The following is a 22,162-nucleotide window of genomic DNA, read 5'->3' on the forward strand; positions in this document are numbered from 1 at the left end:
ATAATGATGGGAGGAATATAAATGAATATTCAACGTGCTAAAGAGCTTTCTGTGTCAGCGGAACATGCTAATGTCAGTTTTCAAGGCATGCCTGTTATGATTCAACACGTCGACGAAAGCAACGAAACCGCCCGCATATATGAAGTAAAAAATCCAGGTCGCGAATTAACTGTTCCAGTTAATAGCTTAGAGGAAATATAAGAAATGCCACTTCGATTTTGAAGTGGTATTTTTCTTACTTTAGATTACTTAATATAAATTCCTTCTACCCTCTGTTTTACAACACCTAAAAAATAAGAATCTTCTACTTCTTTTCTTTGTTTAACCTGCTAAAATACAAACTATGAATTAATTATTCGCACTATACATTAAGGGGGAAAGATAATGAAATCTGATTTAGAAAAAAACAAGCCCTATTATGCAGTTATATTCACTTCTAATCTATCGAATGATACAACAGACTATAATGCCGTTGCCGAAAAGATGGAGGATCTTGCGAAACAGCAAACTGGATTTTTAGGTGTCGAAAGCGCACGTGATAATTCGGGACTCGGAATTACTATTTCTTATTGGGATTCACTTGAAGCAATTGAAAATTGGAAAAAAAACGCCTTACATAAAGAAGCGAAAAAAAGAGGCCGTGAACAATGGTATGAAAACTTCCACCTGCGTATCTGCCTTGTTGAGAAAGAATATAAGTTTCATAGAGGTACCTTGTAACTTATGAAGAAAAAATTGGCTCTCGTTGTTGTTCATGAAATATACGGTGTGAATGATCATATGCAGCACGTTATAGACCACTTCACATCATCTAATACAGATGTATTCTGTCCTAACCTTCTACAACTACAAAATTCATTTCATTATAGTGATGAAGAAAAAGCATATCAATATTTTATGAATCATACTGGATTTGATTATGGGAAAGAACAAATTAATGAGGTAATTTCTACCCTTTCAAATGATTACACGCATATAGGACTTATCGGCTTTAGTGTTGGGGCTACCATCGCCTGGCTCTGTAGTAACAATCCAAAAATAGATTTTATCATCGGATGTTACGGTTCACGTATACGCGACTATTTACAAATAAAACCTGCATGCGCTACATTGCTTATTTTCCCTGAAAAAGAAGTGAGTTTTTCAGTATCCTCCTTGATCAAAACATTACATCAACAAGACAATCCGTTATTAGGAATAAAACAACTACATGGCGAACATGGATTTTTAAATCCATCCGCAGTAACATATAACGAACAATCTACAACGCAAGTATACAAAATAATAGATTCGTTTCTTATGAAAATTATGTTGTAAAGGAGTTTCATATGCCACTAACATTACTATTGCTCATATTCATAATCATTCCCTTTATTTCAGCATTAGCTCTCATTTTTATGACAGTTAAAAAAGGAAATTTTTTAAACAGACCATACTTACAATCATTCATCGTATGTGCTCTATTTTTTGCGAATTGGATATTATATTTAACAAATTTTTATTCATTGCTACCTGAGAAAGTTAGTCGATTTATATTTCTACCTATTTGGTTTTTCCTTTGCGTTTTAGGCTTTATCGTTTTCTCACGCGAATGGAAAAACAATCGTGTTTTTTCCATCTCTATCGGTTTTCTTTCTTTTATTAGTTTTCTACTTGGATTATTGTTGTTAGTTCTTTCGGGAATGTGACTGTTGTAAAGAAGATAAAAACCTCTTTACAACAGTTTTTTTCGTTCCATGACTAAAGGAATTATTAAATATAAAGCATAAGCAATAACCATCCAAATGGTAAATGATATGATTTGCTGTGAGGATAATTGTGAAAGTATACTGGAAGAATTATACAAGATGTAAGAATCTAAAATTAATCCAATTGCTGTACCGCATATACCTAACTTAATAACTGCATATTTCGAGGAGTCTAGTTTTTCATATAACCACATCACAAAATAAATTGCTACTGCCGTTCCTAATTCTAGAAAGGTCATGTGTAGAAAAAATTTACTTGATGTGTACTCTTCTAAAACTGAAGAACCGAGGACAATAAAAAACGCTGAGGCAACAAACCAAATACCGACAGAAAACAAAATGGTAATCCATAATTTTTTATTCACTACCATTCCCTCCCTTTTGCAATCTCATAAATGTTTCTAAAAGCAAAGACAAATCGTCATATATTCTTTCTGTAGAAAAAGATTGATTGAATAAAGCTTGCAATGCCAATCCGTCAATTAATGCATTACATACAATGCTCCACGTTTCAGCTGAAATTTGAGACGTAATTGCACCTCCTACTTTTTTATCTAAAACTCTTTTTAATTCTTGATTTTCATAATGTAACAGTTCACCAATTTTATCTTTCATCGCATCATTTTGTAGTCCACTAGCTACTAATTGAAAAAACAAATGATGATACATTGAATCTTTCACACATCTACTTTTGGCCGATTGTAAAGCCTTTTCTAGCTGTACATCCCTTCCTATTTGTTCCCACGATGCTTTACAAAACGATTCAGTCACTTCAAGTAATAATTGATCCTTCGTTTTAAAATGATAATATACGGTTCCCTGTGTAACTTTAGCATTCTCTGCAACTGCTTTTAACGTTAATTTTTCCATCCCGTGCTCTGCAATAATTTCTTTTGCTGCTTCTAGCAACTTCTGTTTGTTAACAACATTCGGTTTAGCCATTTATATCACCACCTTTTAAGTTAGTTGAATAACTAACTTAAATTATACAGAAGAATCAGATAAAATAGAAGGAAGAAAAGCCAAACATCAACTTTTCTTCCTTCTATGTTTACCTTTAGATTTCACTGTCACTGACTCACAAGGTGTGTAGTAAATTTGAGGTGTCGCCTTATCCACAAACATCATAAACGTAATAAATCCGATAATAAAAAAAATAAACAACGTTAACAATATTGCTCCTATCGTTAAAAGTATCATAACACCACCCCTATATATTTCATGTTATTACACCTTTCGCTATTATATGAGCTGAATCCTTTTTAGAAAAATAAACGTAACAAAATAATCACAATGACTCCAGTTAATACTGTTCCTAATAAACTACGAGTATATATCGCAACAAGAAATGTTGGAATTGCGGCGATAAGATAATCCCATTGCATCGTCTCATGCATAAGTAATACTTGTGCTAAAAGTGCTGCTAATATCGCAATCGGTATATAATTCAACCATTTCAAACCCCAGTCTGGAATTTGTAGTTTACTAAATACGAGTAGAGGTAATATACGGGGCACAAGCGTAACTGCTCCTGCTGCTAGTAAAAGTAATAATACTTCTAATCTCATTTCCATTTCTCAATCACCACCCCAATAGTCGCAGCTAACAGCGTTGCGATAATAACTGCTATACTATCTGGCATAAATAAGTGTGAAACATATGCGATAATAATCGCTATAATTGCAACACTTAGATGAATTGCCAGTTTCGGTTTACTACTTATTAGCTGAAGTACAAATAATCCGATAAACATCGCTGGTAATGCATAATCCATCCCGTACGTATGCGGATCTGGTATCCATTCATCAAAGAGCCCACCGATAACTGTAGCAAGAATCCAATTTAAATATGCTGTTACGTTTAGTCCTAGCATCCACCTTTCACCTAAATAACCTTTTTGCGCTGCATGCTGCACTGCAACGCCGAAAGTTTCATCTGTAATTTGCGAACCAATGATCAAGTTTTTAAATAGAGGAATTTTCGTGAAGTAGGGTGCGAGCGCTGCGCTCATTAAAAGATGCCGTAGATTAACAAAAAATACGGTAAAAATGATTGCCGAAGCCGGAGCACCAGCTGCGTACATACCCGCTAAAATGAATTGGGCAGAACCTGCATAAATTAAAGTGGACATAAAGGCAATTTCTATAATGGAAAAACCCGCTGTTTTTGCAATAACACCAGCCGCTATACCAATGCTCAAATATCCAAATACAGTTGGTAAACAATCCTTTACACCTTGTTGAAATGTATCATCACTCTGCAATGTCATATGTGCCTGAGCTTTATTCACCTTTCTCTCCCCCCATTTCTTCCATACTACGTTTTCCTGTTACAACGTGAACTAAATCTATATTTTCTCGCCATAACGTATCTAACTTATCAGCTCCAAATTCCTTCGTAATCTCTTCCACCATAATGTCGTGCCGCACATACTCCGTAGCAACGAGAACTAAAGCTGGGTCGTACGTTGTAACGGCCCATGAAGTACTATCATTTGAGAAGTTAGCAATTAACACTTCTTCCCCATCACGTGCGATAACAGTTAAATGACCCCCCATTCTCTTTTCAACAACGTGAGGCGTCATATAATTATGATGAAATGTCGCTCCTATTTTTGTTTCTGGGGCACCAAATAAGATTGAAAATATATGTACTCCTTCCGCTTCCTTTATATGAATAAGCGGTTCAATCTCATGCACTTGATCTTCCCATACAGAAATCCATAACTCTTCCTTTGCTCTACTAATTATATTGCATATTTCTTTTAAAACACGATCATTTGAGCGAATATGCGAAATTACATCAATTTGTCGCTCCTGCTCTAAACAATTTAATTTTTGGTCTAAAAATTCAAAGGACTTTTCAAAGTCTTTTCGCATTCGATACATTAATTCCGTAGCTGGTACTGGCACATATTTCACTGGTTCAGAAGGAACGATATGTACCGCTCCTTTATCCATCAACTTACCGAGTACCTCATAAATCATTGAACGGGGTACTCCTGTTTGTTTACTAACTTCATAACCTGTTACTGGATAATGTTTTAATAGACCAATATATGCTTTACATTCATATTGAGAAAAACCTAACTTTTGTAATTCTTTTATAATTTCATCCATCGGTAATCCCTCACAATCTAAATAACTCTCATTTCAAAACGATGCATTTTATATTAGTAGTTATTACTATACCTACCAATATAAAAAAGAAGACCTATAAAGTCAATTGATAATTCCGAATTTTAAAACAGAATAAAAAGCCTTCTTGTGAAAGGCTTTTTGTACATACTATTCCACTTATTTTAACTGCAAAGTATTTGATATGTTCCCCTCCAAATGCTCACGCAAGGTTGAACCTGTATACTCTTCTCTAAATACACCTGCTTTCACAAATAACGGAATAACTCCACTAAAGAATAGATCCAATGATTTCTGAGGCCCACCTGGAATTGCAATAAATCCATCTAATGCTCCTGCTTCAAATCTTTCCATAATTTGCTTAAAAACGTCTTGTGGTGTACCGATAGCGACCCAATGAGCAGAACCAACAACTTCTGGTCGTTCTAGTATTTGCTCAACAGTTGGTTCATTTTTAATGATGAAATTCCGTAATAATTCGGCATGTGTTTTACTACGTACAGCTTGATTCCTACTTGGTAGCATACATTCAGTAACCTTACTGTCTAACGGAAGCCCTCTAACGTCTAACCCGAGAACCATTTCGAGTAAAGCGGACCTCTTCTCTTTTGTAAGATGTTGATGAGCTTGCCTATGCATTCCTAGTGCTTCCTCATATGAATCACCAATAAAGAAATATAAACCAGGCAATACACGTATATCATCTGACTGACGACCATGTTGCTCTGCTCTTCTTCTTAAATCTTGACGAAGTTCGATTCCTGATTCTACATCTGGCATTGCAGCGAAAATTGCATCAGCAACAGAAGCAGCGAAATTCCGCCCTGACTCTGAAGCACCCGCTTGAAATAATGGCATTTCTCCAGAAATGTGCTGAGGGACATTAAGCGGACCTTTCACCTCAAAATGTTCACCACGATGCTCAATTGGCTGTACCATCTCTCTAATTACATCTGCGTTATCTTCTTTCAAAGCCTCATAAGGATGACTCCTCCAAAGTTTTCTTACTAACTCTGTACATTCTGCCGCTTTCGCGTATCGTTCCTCAGATGGTGGCATCCCTGCCTCACCAAAGTTTTCAGCACCGTCAATGGATGTGACAATGTTCCATCCTACTCGGCCATTGCTAATCCAATTTAAAGATTGTAGTTGCCTCCCTAGTATGTATGGTGGATAAAATGATGTTGAAGCTGTCGTAACAACTCCAATTTTTTCTGTTACATAAGCAATAGCAGTAAATAATAATGTTGGATCTAAAATTACATTCCCCTTATTACGAGCGATTAAATCAGGGTGTGCCACTAAATAATCTGCCTTAAAAACAAAATCTAACTTAGCCTTTTCTGCCTGTAGTGCCAACTCTACTTGTTCATCTATCCCTGAATTAAACATACTCTCTTGTTCTTTCTTTCTAGAAATTAAACATAATCCAATGCAAAGTTGCTTTTTAGTAGACATAAATACACCTTCCCCTTAGTTTTTAATTCACCTAGTTAAACAAGTGATACGACCATCACAGCTTCCATTCTTATTAAACACCATAAAATGATAATGATTATCAATATCATTTTATGGTGTTACTGAAATAAATGCAATAAAAAAAGACTCCCACTAACGGGAAGTCCTTTATCTCAATATTTCATTCGCTTCTTTTTCGTAAATTTTATCAAATGAAGTCATGATGCGCTGCGATGCTTGAATCATTTTTTGATTCGTCATAAGATCGGCCATTTCTTTCGTCATATCCACATTTGAATTTTCTAGCATGTGATTTTTTACTATTCCTGTTCCGTTCAGTAAATTAGCAATATTTCCTTCTGCTAGTGTAAAGCTTTTGTTTTCACGTTGCACGAGACGAGCATTCGTTTCTGCATCTACTGTTTTTGTTTGCAACTGTGCAATTACGATTCTCTGAATATCTGGTTTTTGCAAAGTTCCCTCGTTAATTTCTCTATAAATTTCTCCATTATTAGATACAAAGAAATTCACATTTTCAGGAATACGAATACGTTCATTATTTACATCCATAACATATGCACCAGACGATGTTTGCAAATAACGATCACTATTTAATGTAAAACTACCATCTCTCGTTAAAAATGTTTCATCGTTTTTAAATGTAACGAAAAATGATGATGTGCCGGCTGCACCGTCATCTAAAAAGAAATCTGTAGGGCTATTTGTAATTTGTACATTCCCTTGTACTAAGTTCACATGCGTCGCAGCTGGTACTACAGCGTAATCGACCGAACCGATATTTGTCGTGGATCCATCTCCGCGGCGATATGTGTCTTGCACATCAAATACTTTAGAAGTCATATTTTCTGCTTTAAATCCTGTCGTTTGAGCATTTGCAACGTTATTCGAATGAACATTAATGCGCTGCATGTAATTCATCATACCCATAGAACCTATATAAAGACCGTTCATACTCCTTCGAATAAGGCAGATGCCTTATTCTTCACCTCTCTTCTTACGATGTTTGTAACATTTGTTTCGCTAAATGTTCAGCTGTAGCGATATGTATATGTTGCTTCACGTCTTGTCCATCTGTCATGAATACAATTGGAGCTGATGATACAGCTGGAATTTTCAACAATTCACCACTGCTCGCTGTTTCATCAAATTTCGTAAACACGATACCATCTATATGAATATCTTTAAAGTTCGTAATAATTTCAATCATATCTTTACTTTTCATAGAAGCTGATAACGTTAAACAAATATAATCTGGCTCTACTTGTCCCATCGTCTCAATCATTTCTTCAATTGTCTCTGACGTACGATAATTTTTCCCGGCTGTATCTATTAATATATAATCGACGCGTGCTTCTTCTTTAAAATAAGTGAGTGCCCTTGTCATAGCTGCTTCATCTCGCACAGCAATTACTTCTGATCTAATTGTTTTTACGTAATCTTGTAATTGATGCACTGTTCCAATGCGAGAATGGTCTGTCGTAATAAAACCAACTGTTTTTCTCTTAGCGTGAAACTGCCATGCCATTTTCGCAAGTGTCGTCGTTTTTCCAACACCAGTTGGACCGATTAATGCAATCGTTTGTACTTCTTTTTCAAATACGTTTTCAGTATTAAAATGAGATCTCATATCTTCCAATATGTATTCGATGACTTCCTCTTCTGTAATCATCGTTGCATTCTCAAACTTCTTTTTTAATTTTTCAGCATATGCATGAATGAAATAATGTTCCACATCGTTTTGTTCTAGCATCCGAATTACTTTTTGAATAATAAACGGTACAGATTCTTGCTTTTCTTTTTTTACAGCTTTTTTCTTTTTCATTACTTTCGTTTCTTCCGTCTGTTTCACAACGACGATTCCTTTTTCAAACAACTTTAATAGTTTCTCTTTCTTTCTCGTCCATCCTTCACTATTTCCTGTTTGCATTGCCGCATATGACATAGAAGTCGTCACGTTTTCTAAATTGTGCAAGACTGATTGAATTCCATTCGCCTTCACGATTTCTTCTGAAGGTTCATTTACAACATCCATTAATTGTTCATGAAATTGAGTTACGCCTTCGTTACTTTCTTCCTGTTTATCTTCAGGAAAAGCGACTAACATTTCATAATTCTTTTTCCAAAAAAACGGGATGTTTCGTTTTACACTTTCATCGACAACATAGTAATAATCTGTACTATATTGGTCAAATAACTTTCGATACAATTCATTTTTCGAGGCTGCTTTTATTCGCATTAACACTTCTTTTTTTTCTGTACTTTCCATTACTTCACCCCCTACTATTCAATATAAGCAATTTGATCTACAACAATTTCTGGTGCTAGTTCACTAATACATAATACTTTAGCTTCTATTTGATAACGTTCAAGAAGTCTCACAATCGCAAATCTGAAATCTTTTCTGCGTGTTAATAATACTGGCTCTCTTCCCATTAAACGAGTTTGTTTGAAAATGCGCTGTGCTTGCTCTACTACTCGCGTTTCTAAATCTAAATCCCAGTTTAATAAATAACCTTGGTATGAATTATTCACAACATCTGCATCCAATTCAATTGAATCAGAGAAGAGCGCCGCATAGATTTTCCCATCAGGATTTTTCGCACTCTCACAAATAACTTTTGAAATACATTCACGAACAAATGCAGTGACACCATCAACATGGTTTTGATAAATTTCCTTCCCATCAATAATACCTTCGATAATGGTTGGTAAATCACGAATAGAAATACCTTCTTTTAGCAGTTGTTTAATAACATTTTGAACGAGTGATAAGTCAATTTCCTTCTTCTTAATCTCTTCTAATAAAACCCCGTTATCATTTTCAAGCGAGTTAATTAAGTCTTTTACATGTTGACGCTGAATTAACTCATGAAGATTACGTCGAACGACAACATCTAAATGCGTTATTAATATGCTAAGTGCCTCTAACACTTGATAGCCTTTCATTTGTGCATCTTGTACCATATGCTCTAAAATCCAATATCCATCTTCACCGAAAATCGGATCTTTCGCTGGTTCTGCATCTAAATCGGCCATTACATTCGGTGTTTTCAGTGCTAATAAGTAACCTGATTTTAAAACACCTTCAGCCGCCTTCGCACCTTTAATACGAATAATGTAACGTCCGCGCGGTCTAAAACTCGTATTATCTTTAAAGTTAATTCCAGGAACGTTAATACCGAGGTCGGTAATAATCGATTTCCGCATCAGAACAACTTTATCACGAGCTGTTTCCCCGTTTATCTTCTGCTTTACAAGTGCCGCTAAATCTAAACCAAGCTCTACGATAATTGGATATTTATCTGTAAACACGCCGAATGAATCTTCCACTTGTTGCAATTGCTCTTCATCGCCTTGAATCATTTCTAATTCTTTTTGAAGCTCGTCTTCTTTTTCTTTCTTTATTCGCTTTTTATTATGAACACCTAAGAAGATGATCGTGCCTCCAACGAGAGCGAATGGTAGAAATGGTAGCGGAGTAAAAATACCCATTGCGATAAATAAACCACCGAGCGCATATACAACAACTTCATGCGCTAATAACTCTTTAAAGATTCCTTCTGTTACTGTATCAGGTGAACCGTCAAATACTCGCGTTACGATGATACCTGTTGAAATTGCAAGCATTAACGAACCGATCTGGTTTACGATTCCGTCACCGACAGTTAACTGTGTATAATGAATGGCTGCTTCTCCAAAACTTATTCCTTGCTGCATCATACCGACAATTAAACCGAAAATAATGTTTACGAATAAAATGACAATTCCGAAAATAACGTCCCCTTTAATGAACTTTCCGGCACCATCCATCGCTCCGTAAAACTCTGTTTCCATATTTAATTTTTTTCGTTTTGCTTGTGCATCTTTCTCAGTAATAATGCGCTGATTCAAGTCAGCATCGATAGACATTTGTTTCCCTGGTAAAGAATCAAGCGTAAAACGAGCTGCTACTTCAGCTGTACGAGACGCACCGTTTGCAACAATAAACTGGAATATGATTAATACTGTAAAAATAACGATACCAATTAATAAGTTCCCGCCAATTACGAACTGGCCGAACTCTTCAATAACATGACCGGCATTTCCGTCTGTCAAAATCGCTCGCGTCGTCGAAACGTTAATCGATACGCGGAAAATCCCGATTAATAACAACATCGTCGGAAATGACTTTAATTCATCCCACTCGTTAATACTTGTTGCTCGCATATAAATAAGCACTGACATACTTAGTAAAAAAACGATAACGATATCAAGTATAAATGGTGGAAGTGGAATTAAGAGCGCCACTACGAATGACGCTGCTAAAAAGATAGAAAAATAGGTTCTTGCAGAATCTATCTTAAACACAAGAGATCTCCTCCAACCGCGCTATTATACTTCAAGTTCATTCGTTTGAATTAAATAGCGCATAACTTCAATTACAGCTACATATAAATCTTCTGGAATCGCCATGTCTTCCTCGACTTGATAATATAAAGAACGAGCAAGCGGACGGTTTTCCACCATTGGTATTTCTTGTTCGCGGGCAAGCGTTCGTATATATAATGCGAGCTCATCTTCCCCTTTTGCAACGACAATTGGCGCCGCATCAACCTGTTTATTGTACCGAAGTACGACCGAAATATGAGTCGGATTGTTTACAATAAATGTTGCACCATCCATCTTCTTCGCAATTGTCCCTTGCAAGATCGCATGCATAAAGTTTTTTCGTTTCCCTTTTACTTGCGGGTCCCCTTCATTATCTTTATGCTCCCTTTTTACTTCTTCTTTTTTCATCTTAATATCTTGTTCGTACTCCCATTTTTGATAAATAAAATCAATAATAGAAAGAACGATTAATATAATTAAAATAGCTAAAAAGATAAATTTAATTTGCCTAATAATTTCAGTAAGTGACGCAGTCCAGTTAAATCCAATCATACTAACGATTTTCTCTAAATTCTTGTTAAAGAGAACGTAAGAAACGTAACCGATTAGTCCCATATAAAATAGTGATTTCAAAATATCTACTAAACTTTTACGACTAAACAGTCTCGTAAAATAGTTTTTTGGGTTAATACGCGACGCCTTCGGCTTAATGACTTTAGAAGAAAATAAGAAACCTACTTGAATCATATAATTGAATAAATGAAAAGCGTATACGAGTATTAATATAGGAGCCGATACTTTTAGTAGCAAAATCCCCATTAAATAAAAATACTCGGTCGAATCTGTATTTTTTCTGATTTGATCAAACAGCACCCCTACGGAATTGGCAATCTCATAACCGAGCCAATCCCCAAAGAAATAAACGACAACTGCTAATACGAGAATGGAAAATAAATTATTTAAATCTTTACTCCGGGCAATATTCCCTTCTTCACGCGATTTCTTACGCTTCTGCGGGGTGGCCTTTTCTGTTTTATTATCCTTTGCCATCGCCGGAATCGATCGTCCTGAGAAAAACGGTAAAAAATATAAAAATGAAGTAATGCGGCAAAACGCAAAAAACGTCGCCGCCCATAATTCCATATTCATTTCAGTTCACCTATCTTAGTAAGAACGCAATAGCGATGGGATTTTATCAAATAAATCTAAAATAAGTGTCGTTAACTCTTGAAACATCCACGGACCTAAAATGATAATAACGAGCACAATACTCGCCATTTTCGGTAAAAACGTCAGCGTTTGCTCTTGAATTTGCATCATCGCCATAATGACCGCGATAATAATAACGACAATCATACTTACACCGGCAACCGGCATTAAAATCATAACCCCTTTATAAAAAAAGGTTTGAAAAATATCTATAATTGGTGACGTATTCATTTATATGACTCCTATCACATAGCATCAAACGCTTCAGGCGACCGTTTTAAACATTATATCGACGATTTTTGTATATCCACCTAAATATACGAAAACGAGTATTTTAAACGGTAAACTTAAAATCATCGGCGGTACCATCATCATCCCGAGGTACATTAAAAGTGTACTAATAATTAAATCAATAAAAACAAACGCTAAATAAATGAACATCCCCGTTAATAATCCTTTTTGAATTTGCGTTAACGTAAAGGATGGTACGAGCGTAAATAATGAAAGATCTTTCAAATCTTTCGGCAACTCTTCACCGCGTACTTTCAGCATCATTTTTAAATCATGCTTATATGTATGCTTCGCCATATAATCTTTCATAATCGGAGCTGTCGTCTCCGCAGCTTGACTTACTGTTATTTGTTCTTTCGTCATCGGATCCCACACATCACTCTTTAACTGACCTAACACCGGTTGCATCGTAAATAGTGATAAAAACAAAGCAAGTCCAACAAGCACTTGGTTTGGTGGTAAATTCATAACCCCAAGTCCTTGACGAGTAATCCCAAGAACGATCATAAAATAAGTAAAATGCGTAAATAAAAGAACGATAGAAGAAGATAATGATAGAAGGGGAACGAGTGCAAATAACTGTACACTTGAATTACTCGTAAACTCTTTTCCATTTTCGAAATTAATAAAACCGTTCGGGGCTGCATACGCTGGATTTACAAAAACAAATGAAAAAATAATAGAAAATGCGAAAATAACGGCAAATAACGATAACTGTTTCTTTATTTTCATGATGGATCCTCTACTTTTTTCGTTTCACTCTTCACCGCGTCTTCTAGTGCTTGTTGAAACTGATTTCCTGTCCCTGTTAATTGCACAGATTGCACACCGTTATTACTAATAATAGTGAACACTTGCTTCCCGTCCACTTCAAATAAAAAGGCGCTCGTTTGATGATTTAAATACACGCCGTCTTTCACTTGAATATGGCCATTTTCACCTTGCTTAAAAAACTGCTGTTTGCGCGTCTTTTTCGTCATATAATACGCACCGTAGCCGAACGCACCAAACAGTAAAACGACTTAAAATAAGGTCGTCATATACGACATATGACTCCTCCTCTACTCTTTATCCTGCATTTGATTTTGCACCTTCATAAGCGCTGCATGTTTCTTGTCAGCTTCAATTTCAGAAATAATAATGCCGAACTTCTCATCCATTACTGTCGCTTCACCAATACCGACTTTCATGTCGCTTAAATATACATCTACTTTATGTCCTAAATTTTTCTCTACTTCAAGAACATCGCCAACTTTTAATTGCTTCACATCACCAAGCGTAATAGATGACTTCCCCAGTTTCACTCCAAGTTCAATCGAAATATCTGAAATGGTATCAATATGTGCCTTCCCCGCTTCATTTCAATCCCTTGCAAATTCTTCCAACCCCATTAGTGACACAGGAAATACTTCATGTTTCATATGGATCCTCCTACTCTATAAAACTTTTAAATAGGAGCGCCTTACGCGTTCCATCTTTCCCGATAAAACAATTAAATTTATGTTTTCCATCTACATAACCACGTAGTTGGTCTGTTACTTTCGTATGGAGCGGAATTATATCACCTTCTTCAATTTGCTCAATCTCGCCCATTGTCATCTTCTGCTCACCAATCGCAACGTGTACAGGCTTATACACTTGATTTACTTTCACTTCTACTTCAGATGTATACTTTTTACGCTTATCCGAAGAATTTTCGACAATATTATCAGACGTTAACTTATCCATAATTTCTTCAACAGATAAGAATGGAATCCCGATACGAACTGTCGTATTCCAAAAATCTGTTTTCATATTTACGTTCAGTAATGAAATAATATCGCTCGCTGTTGTAATCTTCAGCGCATTTGGGTCTGTCTCCGTCGTTACAAATTTCGGCTTTATCGCAACAACGCTTTCAAATGATTGTTGTAAATTTTTACAAAGAAGAGCAAATATATTATCAAGCGTTAAAAACTCAAACGCAGTTAACGGTCGACGCATCGTAAAATTACGCTTACTATCCCCGCCAAGCCAGCATTCATGAATATAAATAACGAACGCTAAATCAATTTCAATTACGATTTCTCCAAGCTCTGGAAGACCGAGATCAATAACGCAATATAAATAGTAATCTTTCGGCATTTTCTCCACATACTCACTCGTAAACGGAACTTGCTCAACAGTCGACGGCTCTAGTTCAATCGGAATACGCATACGAGCTGAAAACGTCTGTGACGTCTGTTTTCCAAAAGTCGACGCAATCGCTTGCAAACTACGTAAATGCTCAACACCAAACTTCTCCGGTCTATTAAAATCGTACTCTTGAAATTTATCTTGTTTCCCTGCTTCTTGTGCAAAAGCTGGCATTTCCTCGCCTTCATTGACCGCCTTCAACAGGGCATCAATTTGCTCTTGGCTTAATTTATCGCCACTCATGAAAATCTCCTTCCCTACCTTTTCAATTCAACAATTTCAACGTACATTTTTCCATTCTTCGTCAAAATCTTTCCGGTTCCAATATCTTCATTCTCAAGCATAATAAGCACCGTATTTTTCGTTGAATTTTCAAGACGATACAATGTACCTTTCGTAATATGAAGCAGATCTTCAATCTTCTTTTTTGTATTTCCGATTTCAAAATAAATTGTTAACGGAATATCATCTTGTAATTTCAAATCTAGCCAACTCCCATATCATGTTCACGAACATTTCATATTCTCTATTTATCCCGCTATTTGCGGGCAGTAAGACCCCTCCCCCAAAATTCAGCGAAAGCAAAGAAGTTAGGTGGGGGATCCACTGCCCATAAAAGCCCGATTGGTGAAGGCTAATAATCAGTGGTGGATGAACAAAACACTGATTAAAGTTTCACTTTATATAAATGAAATTTCTTATTTCGAAGCGTCTATATTCAATATTTTCTTTATATACCCTTGCGTTTCTTTAAATGGTGGTACGCCTCCGTACTTTCTCACATTACCAGGACCAGCATTATAAGAAGCAAGTGCTAGTATGAGATCACCGTTATTTTTCTTTAAATAACCGCTTAACTCTTTCACACCACCGTCAATACTTTCAGCTGGTGAAAATGGATTTTTTATACCCATCTCTTTCACATTTGCTGGCATAAGCTGCATCAGCCCCATCGCTCCTGCATGTGACACCGTTTTCGGATTAAAATTAGACTCTACTTCAATCATTTTTTGAATTAACGTTTTCGGAATTCCATATGTACGACTAGCGCGATCAATAATATCCTCATACTTACCTTCATTTGAATAACGTATCTTTTGAATATTATACTTTTTCGTTAATCTCCACGTATCAGCAGACTCATTTTTCGTTTCTGAGAAACGTCGCTTAAACTCTTTTTGTGCGATTTGCACTTCATCCACTTTCTTCGTTTCAGCTTTCTCCGTCTCCTCAAGCTTACTCGTTTCCTCTGCTTTAATAGGCTCTATCGGCTTATTAACAACCGTTTCTATTTTCGTAGATTGTACCGACTGGTTCATAGCCTCTACTTTTTCCGCTTGTGGAGTAACCTTCGTCTCCTTCGCAGGTTCACTCTGCAATTGATCTTGAAAACGACTACTAACGAACGCCTGCGGACTACTTAACTTTTGCTGAATTAGTCCTTTTTTATACACAAGAACTTCTTTTACAATATTTCCAACTACCATAATATCACCTTTTCGATAAATAAAGATAATATAATATTAGAGTTTTTTAAAAAAATTTGCAATAATCCTTTGTAATAAAAAAACAACTAAATTGTTAAAATTTTATTTTTTTATATTTATTAATTCAAATTTTCAGTTGACACTTGATATAGCAGGACTTACAATGAATTCGAAATCGATTTTTTCGTATATTTGAATTTTTAAATTCGCAGAAAAATCAATATAAAAAATGGGGGTTCTTACCATGAGAATTAATACAAACATTAATAGCATGCGTACGCAAGAATACATGCGCCAAAACCAAGACAAAATGAACGTTTCTATGAATCGCTTATCAAGCGGTAAACGTATTAACAGTGCAGCTGACGATGCAGCAGGACTTGCTATCGCAACTCGTATGCGCGCAAAAGAAAACGGATTAGGTGTTGCATCTCGTAATACACAAGACGGTATTTCTATGATTCGTACAGCTGATTCAGCAATGAACTCTGTATCAAACATCTTACTTCGTATGCGTGACCTAGCAGTTCAATCTGCCAACGGTACAAACACAAACGAAAACCGTGGTGCACTAGAAAAAGAATTTTCTGCATTAAGAGATCAAATTGATTACATTGCAACTAACACTCAATTTAACGGAAAAACATTATTAAATGGTGATAATGGATCTGTTAAAATTCATAGTTATGATGATGGACAAGCAGCAACTTCAGCTCCAGCATTAGCTGATGAGGGTACATCTGATGAAGGGGGTATTGAAACTCCAAAACCTGCTATTAACGGCACTATCGATATCACACTAGCAAATGTTACCAGCGCTAATTTAGAAGGTAATAGTAAGAAACTTAGCCAAATTTCTATCTCAGCAACAAACGCAGGCGCTGATGGAACAGCTGGTACTGAAGGTGATACTGCTGCTATCAATAATGCTAACGAAGCAATTAAAGCTATCGATGGCATGATCGCATCTATCGCAGGTAGCCGTGCTGATTTAGGTGCTACATTAAATCGTTTAGACTTTAACGTAGAAAGCTTAAATAACCAAGCTTCTAACATGGCATCTTCTGCTTCTCAAATTGAAGACGCTGACATGGCGAAAGAAATGTCTGAAATGACTAAGTTCAAAATCTTGAACGAAGCTGGTATTAGTATGCTTTCTCAAGCAAACCAAACTCCTCAAATGGTTTCTAAATTATTACAATAAACCATTTGAGTTAGTTTCATGAAAGAACCTCTCTATTTATAGAGAAGTTCTTTTTTCTTTATATATAGATAAAGAGCGATAAATTCCCTTTTATCGCTTAGGTAGAAAATACATCCATGCATAGAAGCAGGCAGTCCCTACTTTCCCCCTCTGTAGTAAAAATTCCATTTTTGTTTTCGTACCCTTTTAATAACTTTAAAACAATGACTACATCAATTTATAAAAGAGCATATTTGGCAGTCCTAAGAAAGAATACGCATTTAATTGTTCTTAATGTAGTTTCACAAAACATTTCTAATTTACTACAGCCGTAAGCAATTCATAAAAGATAAAAGAAAGATACACATACACTATGTATCTCTCCTCTTATTTTATATACTAGTCCTCATAATAAATAATATCCTCAGCTAAAGAAGTAAAGATCTCCCCAACAAGTGAGTCTTCATCATATACACATGAGCCTTTATTTTCTTCACGCTTCGCAAACGGTATTTGGGCGATTACTTCTGCTTGCAGTTGTTCTGCTAACGTTTCACCGCCGCCTTTTCCGAAGAGATAGTTTCTTGAGCCGTCTTGTTCTTCGTAATATGCCATGTTTTCAACGATACCTAAAATATCGTGTTTCGTATGTTTTGCCATTACTCCTACTCTAGAAGCGACAAATGAAGCTACACTATGAGGAGTTGTAACGATAATTTCCTTCGCTTGCGGAATCATCGCAGCCACATCTATCGCAACGTCTCCTGTTCCAGGTGGTAAATCGAGAAGAAGATAGTCTAGTTCTCCCCAGTGCGTGTTCGCAAGGAAGTTTTGAATCCATTTGTTTAACATCGGTCCTCGCCACATTACTGGGTTATTACCATCTGTAAAGAATCCCATCGACATAATTTTAACACCGTGACTTACGACTGGAATTGCTGTTTGATCGATCATTGTTGGCTTTTCATTCGTTTCCATCATAGCAGGGATGCTAAATCCATATATGTCTGCATCTAAAATCCCAACCTTCTTTCCCATACGAGCTAAAGTAGTAGCAAGGTTAATCGTCACAGTTGATTTACCAACTCCTCCTTTTCCGCTCGTTACAGTAATAAAACGCACACCTGAATCAGGTCGAAGCATACTAGGCATTCCTGTTTCTGTTCTAGCTTCTTTCTTTAAAGACGCTGTTAATGACGCTCGTTCTTCCGGTGTCATTGAGCCAAATGTTACGGAAACTTTTGATGCCCCAACGTTTCGAAGTGAGTCTTCAATATCTTGTTGTATTTTTGCTTTCAACGGACAGCCTTGAATTGTTAAAACTACTTCTAGCCCAACTTCTATACCATCAATTTGTATATTCCTTACCATGTTTAATTCCACAATACTTTTGTGTAATTCTGGATCTTCTACATCGCTTAAAGCGTTCATAATCTGTTCGTGAGTAATCATCATACACATTCCTTCCATTGTAATTATTTTACCTTGTGAAAAAAGTCTCCGCTTTTCCCACCCGTTTTTTGAACTAAATATGTTTCTTTCATAACCATCGTTTTATCAACAGCTTTGCACATATCGTAAAAAGTAAGGGCGGCAATCGATACGGCAGTTAATGCTTCCATTTCTACACCTGTTTTCCCACTACATTTTACTGTCGCTCGTATGATTAACTCATAGCCATCGGTTTTCTTTTCATAATGGAACGTAAAGTCTGTTCCTTGGATTAATATTGGGTGACACATAGGGATAATATCCGATGTTTTTTTAGCACCGATTATGCCAGCCACTTGCGCTACTTGGAGCGGGTCTCCTTTTTTCAATCCACCACTTTGAATTGCTTCAAATAGTTCATTTGATAAAGAAATTGTACTTTGTGCAACAGCTGTACGTGTTGAAATATCTTTTTGAGAGATATCAACCATTTTAGCTCTTCCTTCTTCATTCCAGTGTGAAAATTCACTCATAATGATCCTCCTTAACGTATGAAAGATTTAATACTCGAATAAAAAATTACCCTCCGCTTACAGGCGGGATAAACGCAACAGTATCTCCGGCTTTTACAATATCTTCGTCCGCTACAAATTCTTCATTAATTGCTACCATAACTTTTTCTAGCGTCTGTAATTGATAGTTATCTTTCAGCCATTTTTTCAATTGATAAACATTCATCTCTCGTTTTTCTATTATTGCTAATCTCTCTGAGCCGACTTCTTCTCGTAAATTTGCGAACAGTAAAATTGTTATCATTCTCTCATTCTTCTTTCTTTGGTTTTCCTTCTGGATAGGGAGTATTTTCAAGTTGATCTCCAATCCACTCCGTTCCATCTTCCCAAAATTCTTTTTTCCAAATTGGTACGATTCTCTTTATACGTTCAATTGCGTATTCATTCGCTTCGTACGCTACTTTACGATGTGGTGACGATACTGCAATGACAACTGCAACATCCATTATTTCTAATCGCCCTACTCGGTGCGTGATTGCTATTTTTGCATCCGGCCACTGTTTCTTAATTTCTTCTCCAATTTCAGTAAGCTTTTTTACTGCCATCGGTTTATATGCTTCATACTCAAGATGTAACGTTCGTTTTCCTTTCGTTAATTCTCTTACCGTTCCAATAAAAGTTGTAATTGCTCCTGCTTCTCGTCTTGCTACTTTATCCGTTACTTCTTGAACTACAATCGGATTATCTACAATTTCAAATCGTGCTTGTCCCATCAAAACCTCTCCCCACTTTACGGAATGTCCAAGGCCATTCACTACCTTCGTTATCTTCTAATAAAAGAATGTCTACAAACATCCCTTTCTTATATCCTCTCGTTCCGCCTTGTAGGACGATAAAAATGTTTGATTCTGCTAATGAAGAAACGGAACTAGATTTATCAAAGCCTGATGGATAAGCGATTAGTTGTCCTTCGTTATACTTCTGCTTACCTCGTACAAATCTTGTAAATGGATTCGGTTTTAGAAAATCTTCTCCGAGCATTGCTTTTTCTCGTTTTACATATGGTTTTTCGCTAAACATATACGTACGAATGCTAGGTTTTACAAATAACTCAAAACCTACGTAACAAGCAGATGGATTACCTGATAATCCGAATAACAATTTCCCGTTTAATTGCGCTACTGTTGTGACGCTACCCGGCCGCATGGCTACTTTATTAAAAAGAACTGACGCGCCTAACTTTTCGTATATCGCTGGTAAATAGTCATAGTCACCTACCGAAACACCACCAGTTGTAATTAACATATCCACTTCGCTTAACGCTTTTTTCACTGCTTCGTAGCACGTATTCAAATCGTCGCTAAACTTCCCAAAGTACTTTACTCTTCCACCTGCTCTTCGAATTTGAGACGATATCATATACGTATTACTATTTCGGATTTTTCCGGGTTGTAGTTCTTCATTTACATCGAGAAGTTCACTCCCAGTCGCTAATAGTCCAATTACAGGCTTTTTCGCTACTGGCACTTCGCTATAACCGAATGTAGCAAGAAGAACTGAAATACCCGGATTAATGTAACTACCTCTTTTTGCGAGAACGATTCCTTTCTGAATATCTTCACCTTGAAAGGATATATTGTCCCCTTCTTTAAATGAGCGCCTCACTTCCATATAGCTTTTTCCGATATTCTCATATTGACGATGACGAGTCAGTTCTAGCATGACAACTGCGTTACATCCTTTCGGAATTTGTGCCCCTGTCATAATTCGAACTGCTTGAAACGCTCCTACTTCTTTAGGAAATACGGAACCTGCTCCAATTTCACCGATGACTTCAAATACGATTGGATTCTTACGACTTGCTCGCGAAGTATCTTCTGCCCTAATAGCAAATCCATCATATGGCGAGCGATTGAAAGAAGGCACATCGTGATCCGCTACTACATCGTCTGCTAACGTACGCCCGTATGCTAATTCCAGTGGTACTAGTTCTTTTACACCACAATTAGCAAATGACATCACTTTACGAACAGCCTCTTCAACTGTAATTAGCACTCTTCTTTCCATCATTATCCATCCCTCTCTATTATCCTAATAACCGATAGTATATTTGTTTCGCTTTTTGAATTTCATTCGTGCCATGAATAAATACACGACCATCATGAAAAATGACGATGCGATACTCTTCTAATTGGCAAGAGAGCAAATACGGATTCTGATCAACTTTCCCGTGGTTCTTTAATACTTTTTCTAACTCATCAAAGTTGTAATGTCTATTATGCGCTGGTCTAATTTGAACTGTATTTCTTCCGCATAAAACAGCTGCCTTCGTTTGATTTTCGTATGATAAATAAGGATAAGTTCTATTTGTTCCGCACGAAGGACAGTTTTCCGTTTTTATTTTTCCTAGTTTGATTGAGTGATGTTGATTACTCCATATATCAAACATTAAAAAAGTTTTTCTAATTGCTTCGTAATCTTCTACTAAAATTTTGAAAGCTTCCGCCACTTGGTACGCTGCAACGATTTGAACAGCTGGACTAATAATTCCAACCGTGTCACACGTCGCTCCTGTAACAGGAACACTTTTCAACACACAATGTAAACACGGCGTTTTCTTTGGAATAATTGTATAGCTCATGCCATACGATCCGACACAAGAACCGTAAATCCAAGGAATATTATATTTTTGTGCTAAGTCATTGATTACAAAGCGAATATCAAAATTATCTGTTGCATCAATAATGACATCGACACCGTCCAATAAAGCTTCCATATTATCTACTCTTGCATCCATTACAAGAGCTTGAATTTGTACTTCTGAATTAATTTGTTGGAGACGATTCTGTGCCGCTATTACTTTTGGTAACTTTTCTATCGCATCTTGTTCAGCATAAAGCTGTTGCCGCTGTAAATTACTCCATTCTACGTAATCACGATCAATAATTGTTAATTTCCCGATACCTGCACGTACGAAGCTTTCAGCACTTGCACTTCCTAATGCACCTGTCCCGACTATCAACACATGCTTATTTCTAATTTCCTCCTGTCCTTCACTCCCAATAGGGCTGAACAGCTGTTGACGTGAATATCGCTCTATCATGAGATAGCCTTCCTTTCATGTGAAAAATTTGCTTCCTAT

General features: G+C 36.5%; 28 protein-coding genes and 1 pseudogene. 5 read left to right on the plus strand and 24 right to left on the minus strand.

Going from position 1 to position 22,162, the window contains the following annotated elements:
* Positions 1-21: 21 nt before the first annotated feature.
* From BAU27_RS02910 to BAU27_RS02925, 4 genes are all read left to right on the plus strand, one after another.
* On the plus strand, positions 22-201 hold the full coding sequence (locus BAU27_RS02910; RefSeq protein ID WP_001025738.1) for an H-type small acid-soluble spore protein: 180 nt from the start codon (positions 22-24) through the stop codon (positions 199-201).
* Positions 202-384: 183 nt separating this feature from the next.
* The gene (locus tag BAU27_RS02915; RefSeq protein WP_071745018.1) at positions 385-720 is read left to right on the plus strand and encodes an antibiotic biosynthesis monooxygenase family protein; all 336 of its coding nucleotides are present in this window, start codon (positions 385-387) and stop codon (positions 718-720) included.
* Positions 721-723: 3 nt separating this feature from the next.
* On the plus strand, positions 724-1,317 hold the full coding sequence (locus tag BAU27_RS02920) for a dienelactone hydrolase family protein (RefSeq protein WP_071745017.1): 594 nt from the start codon (positions 724-726) through the stop codon (positions 1,315-1,317).
* A gap of 11 nt (positions 1,318-1,328) precedes the next feature.
* Positions 1,329-1,688, plus strand: a complete 360-nt coding sequence (locus BAU27_RS02925) for a DUF2768 family protein (protein WP_071745016.1) — start codon at positions 1,329-1,331, stop codon at positions 1,686-1,688.
* Positions 1,689-1,714: 26 nt separating this feature from the next.
* Here BAU27_RS02925 and BAU27_RS02930 read toward each other — a convergent pair whose 3' ends face one another.
* The 18 genes and pseudogenes from BAU27_RS02930 to BAU27_RS03015 all read right to left on the minus strand — a co-directional run bounded on the left by BAU27_RS02930 (position 1,715) and on the right by BAU27_RS03015 (position 15,894).
* Positions 1,715-2,113 (minus strand): DUF5367 family protein, encoded by a 399-nt coding sequence (locus BAU27_RS02930; protein ID WP_002149064.1) that lies wholly within the window; start codon positions 2,111-2,113, stop codon positions 1,715-1,717.
* Complete coding sequence (locus BAU27_RS02935) at positions 2,106-2,690, minus strand: TetR/AcrR family transcriptional regulator (protein ID WP_071745015.1); 585 nt, start codon at positions 2,688-2,690, stop codon at positions 2,106-2,108. The genes BAU27_RS02930 and BAU27_RS02935 overlap by 8 nt, the downstream gene beginning before the upstream one ends.
* 87 nt (positions 2,691-2,777) lie before the next feature.
* Positions 2,778-2,948, minus strand: coding sequence for a DUF3951 domain-containing protein (locus BAU27_RS02940; RefSeq protein ID WP_016088508.1), 171 nt, complete (start codon positions 2,946-2,948; stop codon positions 2,778-2,780).
* A gap of 62 nt (positions 2,949-3,010) precedes the next feature.
* Positions 3,011-3,322: an AzlD domain-containing protein gene (locus tag BAU27_RS02945; protein ID WP_071745014.1), complete on the minus strand. Its 312-nt coding sequence runs from the start codon at positions 3,320-3,322 to the stop codon at positions 3,011-3,013.
* A complete protein-coding gene (locus BAU27_RS02950; RefSeq protein WP_483295352.1) occupies positions 3,313-4,017 on the minus strand; it encodes an AzlC family ABC transporter permease in 705 nt (234 codons plus the stop codon). The genes BAU27_RS02945 and BAU27_RS02950 overlap by 10 nt, the downstream gene beginning before the upstream one ends.
* Positions 4,018-4,030: 13 nt before the next feature.
* A complete protein-coding gene (locus BAU27_RS02955; protein WP_071770078.1) occupies positions 4,031-4,867 on the minus strand; it encodes a TrmB family transcriptional regulator in 837 nt (278 codons plus the stop codon).
* A 177-nt stretch (positions 4,868-5,044) separates the two neighbouring features.
* Complete coding sequence (locus BAU27_RS02960) at positions 5,045-6,343, minus strand: NtaA/DmoA family FMN-dependent monooxygenase (RefSeq protein WP_071770079.1); 1,299 nt, start codon at positions 6,341-6,343, stop codon at positions 5,045-5,047.
* Between the two features lie 168 nt (positions 6,344-6,511).
* On the minus strand, positions 6,512-7,315 hold the full coding sequence (locus BAU27_RS02965; RefSeq protein ID WP_071770080.1) for a flagellar basal-body rod protein FlgG: 804 nt from the start codon (positions 7,313-7,315) through the stop codon (positions 6,512-6,514).
* A gap of 43 nt (positions 7,316-7,358) precedes the next feature.
* A complete protein-coding gene (gene flhF, locus BAU27_RS02970; RefSeq protein ID WP_071770081.1) occupies positions 7,359-8,630 on the minus strand; it encodes a flagellar biosynthesis GTPase FlhF in 1,272 nt (423 codons plus the stop codon).
* Positions 8,631-8,644: 14 nt separating this feature from the next.
* Positions 8,645-10,711 (minus strand): flagellar biosynthesis protein FlhA, encoded by a 2,067-nt coding sequence (flhA, locus tag BAU27_RS02975; RefSeq protein WP_071770082.1) that lies wholly within the window; start codon positions 10,709-10,711, stop codon positions 8,645-8,647.
* Between the two features lie 24 nt (positions 10,712-10,735).
* Positions 10,736-11,782 carry a flagellar type III secretion system protein FlhB gene (gene flhB / locus BAU27_RS02980; protein ID WP_071770145.1) on the minus strand — a complete coding sequence of 349 codons (1,047 nt, stop codon included), beginning with the start codon at positions 11,780-11,782 and terminating at the stop codon, positions 10,736-10,738.
* 114 nt (positions 11,783-11,896) lie between these two features.
* Positions 11,897-12,172: a flagellar biosynthetic protein FliQ gene (locus BAU27_RS02985; RefSeq protein WP_001098085.1), complete on the minus strand. Its 276-nt coding sequence runs from the start codon at positions 12,170-12,172 to the stop codon at positions 11,897-11,899.
* A 33-nt stretch (positions 12,173-12,205) separates the two neighbouring features.
* Entirely contained in the window at positions 12,206-12,964 is a 759-nt protein-coding gene (locus BAU27_RS02990; RefSeq protein ID WP_071770083.1) for a flagellar type III secretion system pore protein FliP, read from the minus strand.
* A complete protein-coding gene (locus BAU27_RS02995) occupies positions 12,961-13,212 on the minus strand; it encodes a flagellar motor switch protein FliN (RefSeq protein WP_254797932.1) in 252 nt (83 codons plus the stop codon). The genes BAU27_RS02990 and BAU27_RS02995 overlap by 4 nt, the downstream gene beginning before the upstream one ends.
* Positions 13,213-13,293: 81 nt before the next feature.
* Positions 13,294-13,653: pseudogene (fliN, locus tag BAU27_RS03000) on the minus strand (flagellar motor switch protein FliN).
* A gap of 10 nt (positions 13,654-13,663) precedes the next feature.
* Complete coding sequence (fliM, locus tag BAU27_RS03005) at positions 13,664-14,650, minus strand: flagellar motor switch protein FliM (RefSeq protein WP_071770084.1); 987 nt, start codon at positions 14,648-14,650, stop codon at positions 13,664-13,666.
* Positions 14,651-14,664: 14 nt separating this feature from the next.
* Complete coding sequence (locus tag BAU27_RS03010) at positions 14,665-14,889, minus strand: flagellar motor switch protein FliN (RefSeq protein ID WP_071745002.1); 225 nt, start codon at positions 14,887-14,889, stop codon at positions 14,665-14,667.
* Positions 14,890-15,105: 216 nt separating this feature from the next.
* Positions 15,106-15,894 carry a lytic transglycosylase domain-containing protein gene (locus tag BAU27_RS03015; RefSeq protein WP_071770085.1) on the minus strand — a complete coding sequence of 263 codons (789 nt, stop codon included), beginning with the start codon at positions 15,892-15,894 and terminating at the stop codon, positions 15,106-15,108.
* A 244-nt stretch (positions 15,895-16,138) separates the two neighbouring features.
* On the opposite strand from BAU27_RS03015, the gene BAU27_RS03020 reads away from it, so the two are divergent.
* Positions 16,139-17,098: a flagellin N-terminal helical domain-containing protein gene (locus BAU27_RS03020; RefSeq protein ID WP_071770086.1), complete on the plus strand. Its 960-nt coding sequence runs from the start codon at positions 16,139-16,141 to the stop codon at positions 17,096-17,098.
* A gap of 378 nt (positions 17,099-17,476) precedes the next feature.
* Here BAU27_RS03020 and BAU27_RS03025 read toward each other — a convergent pair whose 3' ends face one another.
* From BAU27_RS03025 to BAU27_RS03050, 6 genes are read right to left on the minus strand one after another with little or no spacing between them, the layout of a single operon-like run.
* Positions 17,477-18,532 (minus strand): P-loop NTPase, encoded by a 1,056-nt coding sequence (locus BAU27_RS03025; RefSeq protein WP_139254600.1) that lies wholly within the window; start codon positions 18,530-18,532, stop codon positions 17,477-17,479.
* Positions 18,533-18,552: 20 nt separating this feature from the next.
* Positions 18,553-19,041 carry a cyclic pyranopterin monophosphate synthase MoaC gene (moaC, locus tag BAU27_RS03030; protein WP_071744999.1) on the minus strand — a complete coding sequence of 163 codons (489 nt, stop codon included), beginning with the start codon at positions 19,039-19,041 and terminating at the stop codon, positions 18,553-18,555.
* Positions 19,042-19,087: 46 nt separating this feature from the next.
* Complete coding sequence (gene moaD, locus BAU27_RS03035) at positions 19,088-19,324, minus strand: molybdopterin converting factor subunit 1 (RefSeq protein ID WP_071744998.1); 237 nt, start codon at positions 19,322-19,324, stop codon at positions 19,088-19,090.
* Positions 19,325-19,328: 4 nt separating this feature from the next.
* Entirely contained in the window at positions 19,329-19,793 is a 465-nt protein-coding gene (locus tag BAU27_RS03040; protein WP_071770087.1) for a molybdenum cofactor biosynthesis protein MoaE, read from the minus strand.
* A complete protein-coding gene (locus tag BAU27_RS03045; RefSeq protein ID WP_071770147.1) occupies positions 19,774-21,087 on the minus strand; it encodes a molybdopterin molybdotransferase MoeA in 1,314 nt (437 codons plus the stop codon). Before BAU27_RS03045 ends, BAU27_RS03040 begins: the two co-directional genes overlap by 20 nt.
* 19 nt (positions 21,088-21,106) lie before the next feature.
* Positions 21,107-22,123, minus strand: a complete 1,017-nt coding sequence (locus tag BAU27_RS03050; protein WP_071770088.1) for a molybdopterin-synthase adenylyltransferase MoeB — start codon at positions 22,121-22,123, stop codon at positions 21,107-21,109.
* Positions 22,124-22,162 lie beyond the last annotated feature (39 nt).

Origin of the sequence: Bacillus sp. NH11B, from assembly GCF_001884205.1 — a bacterium.
In the GTDB taxonomy this organism is placed as follows: Bacteria; Bacillota; Bacilli; order Bacillales; family Bacillaceae_G; genus Bacillus_A; species Bacillus_A proteolyticus.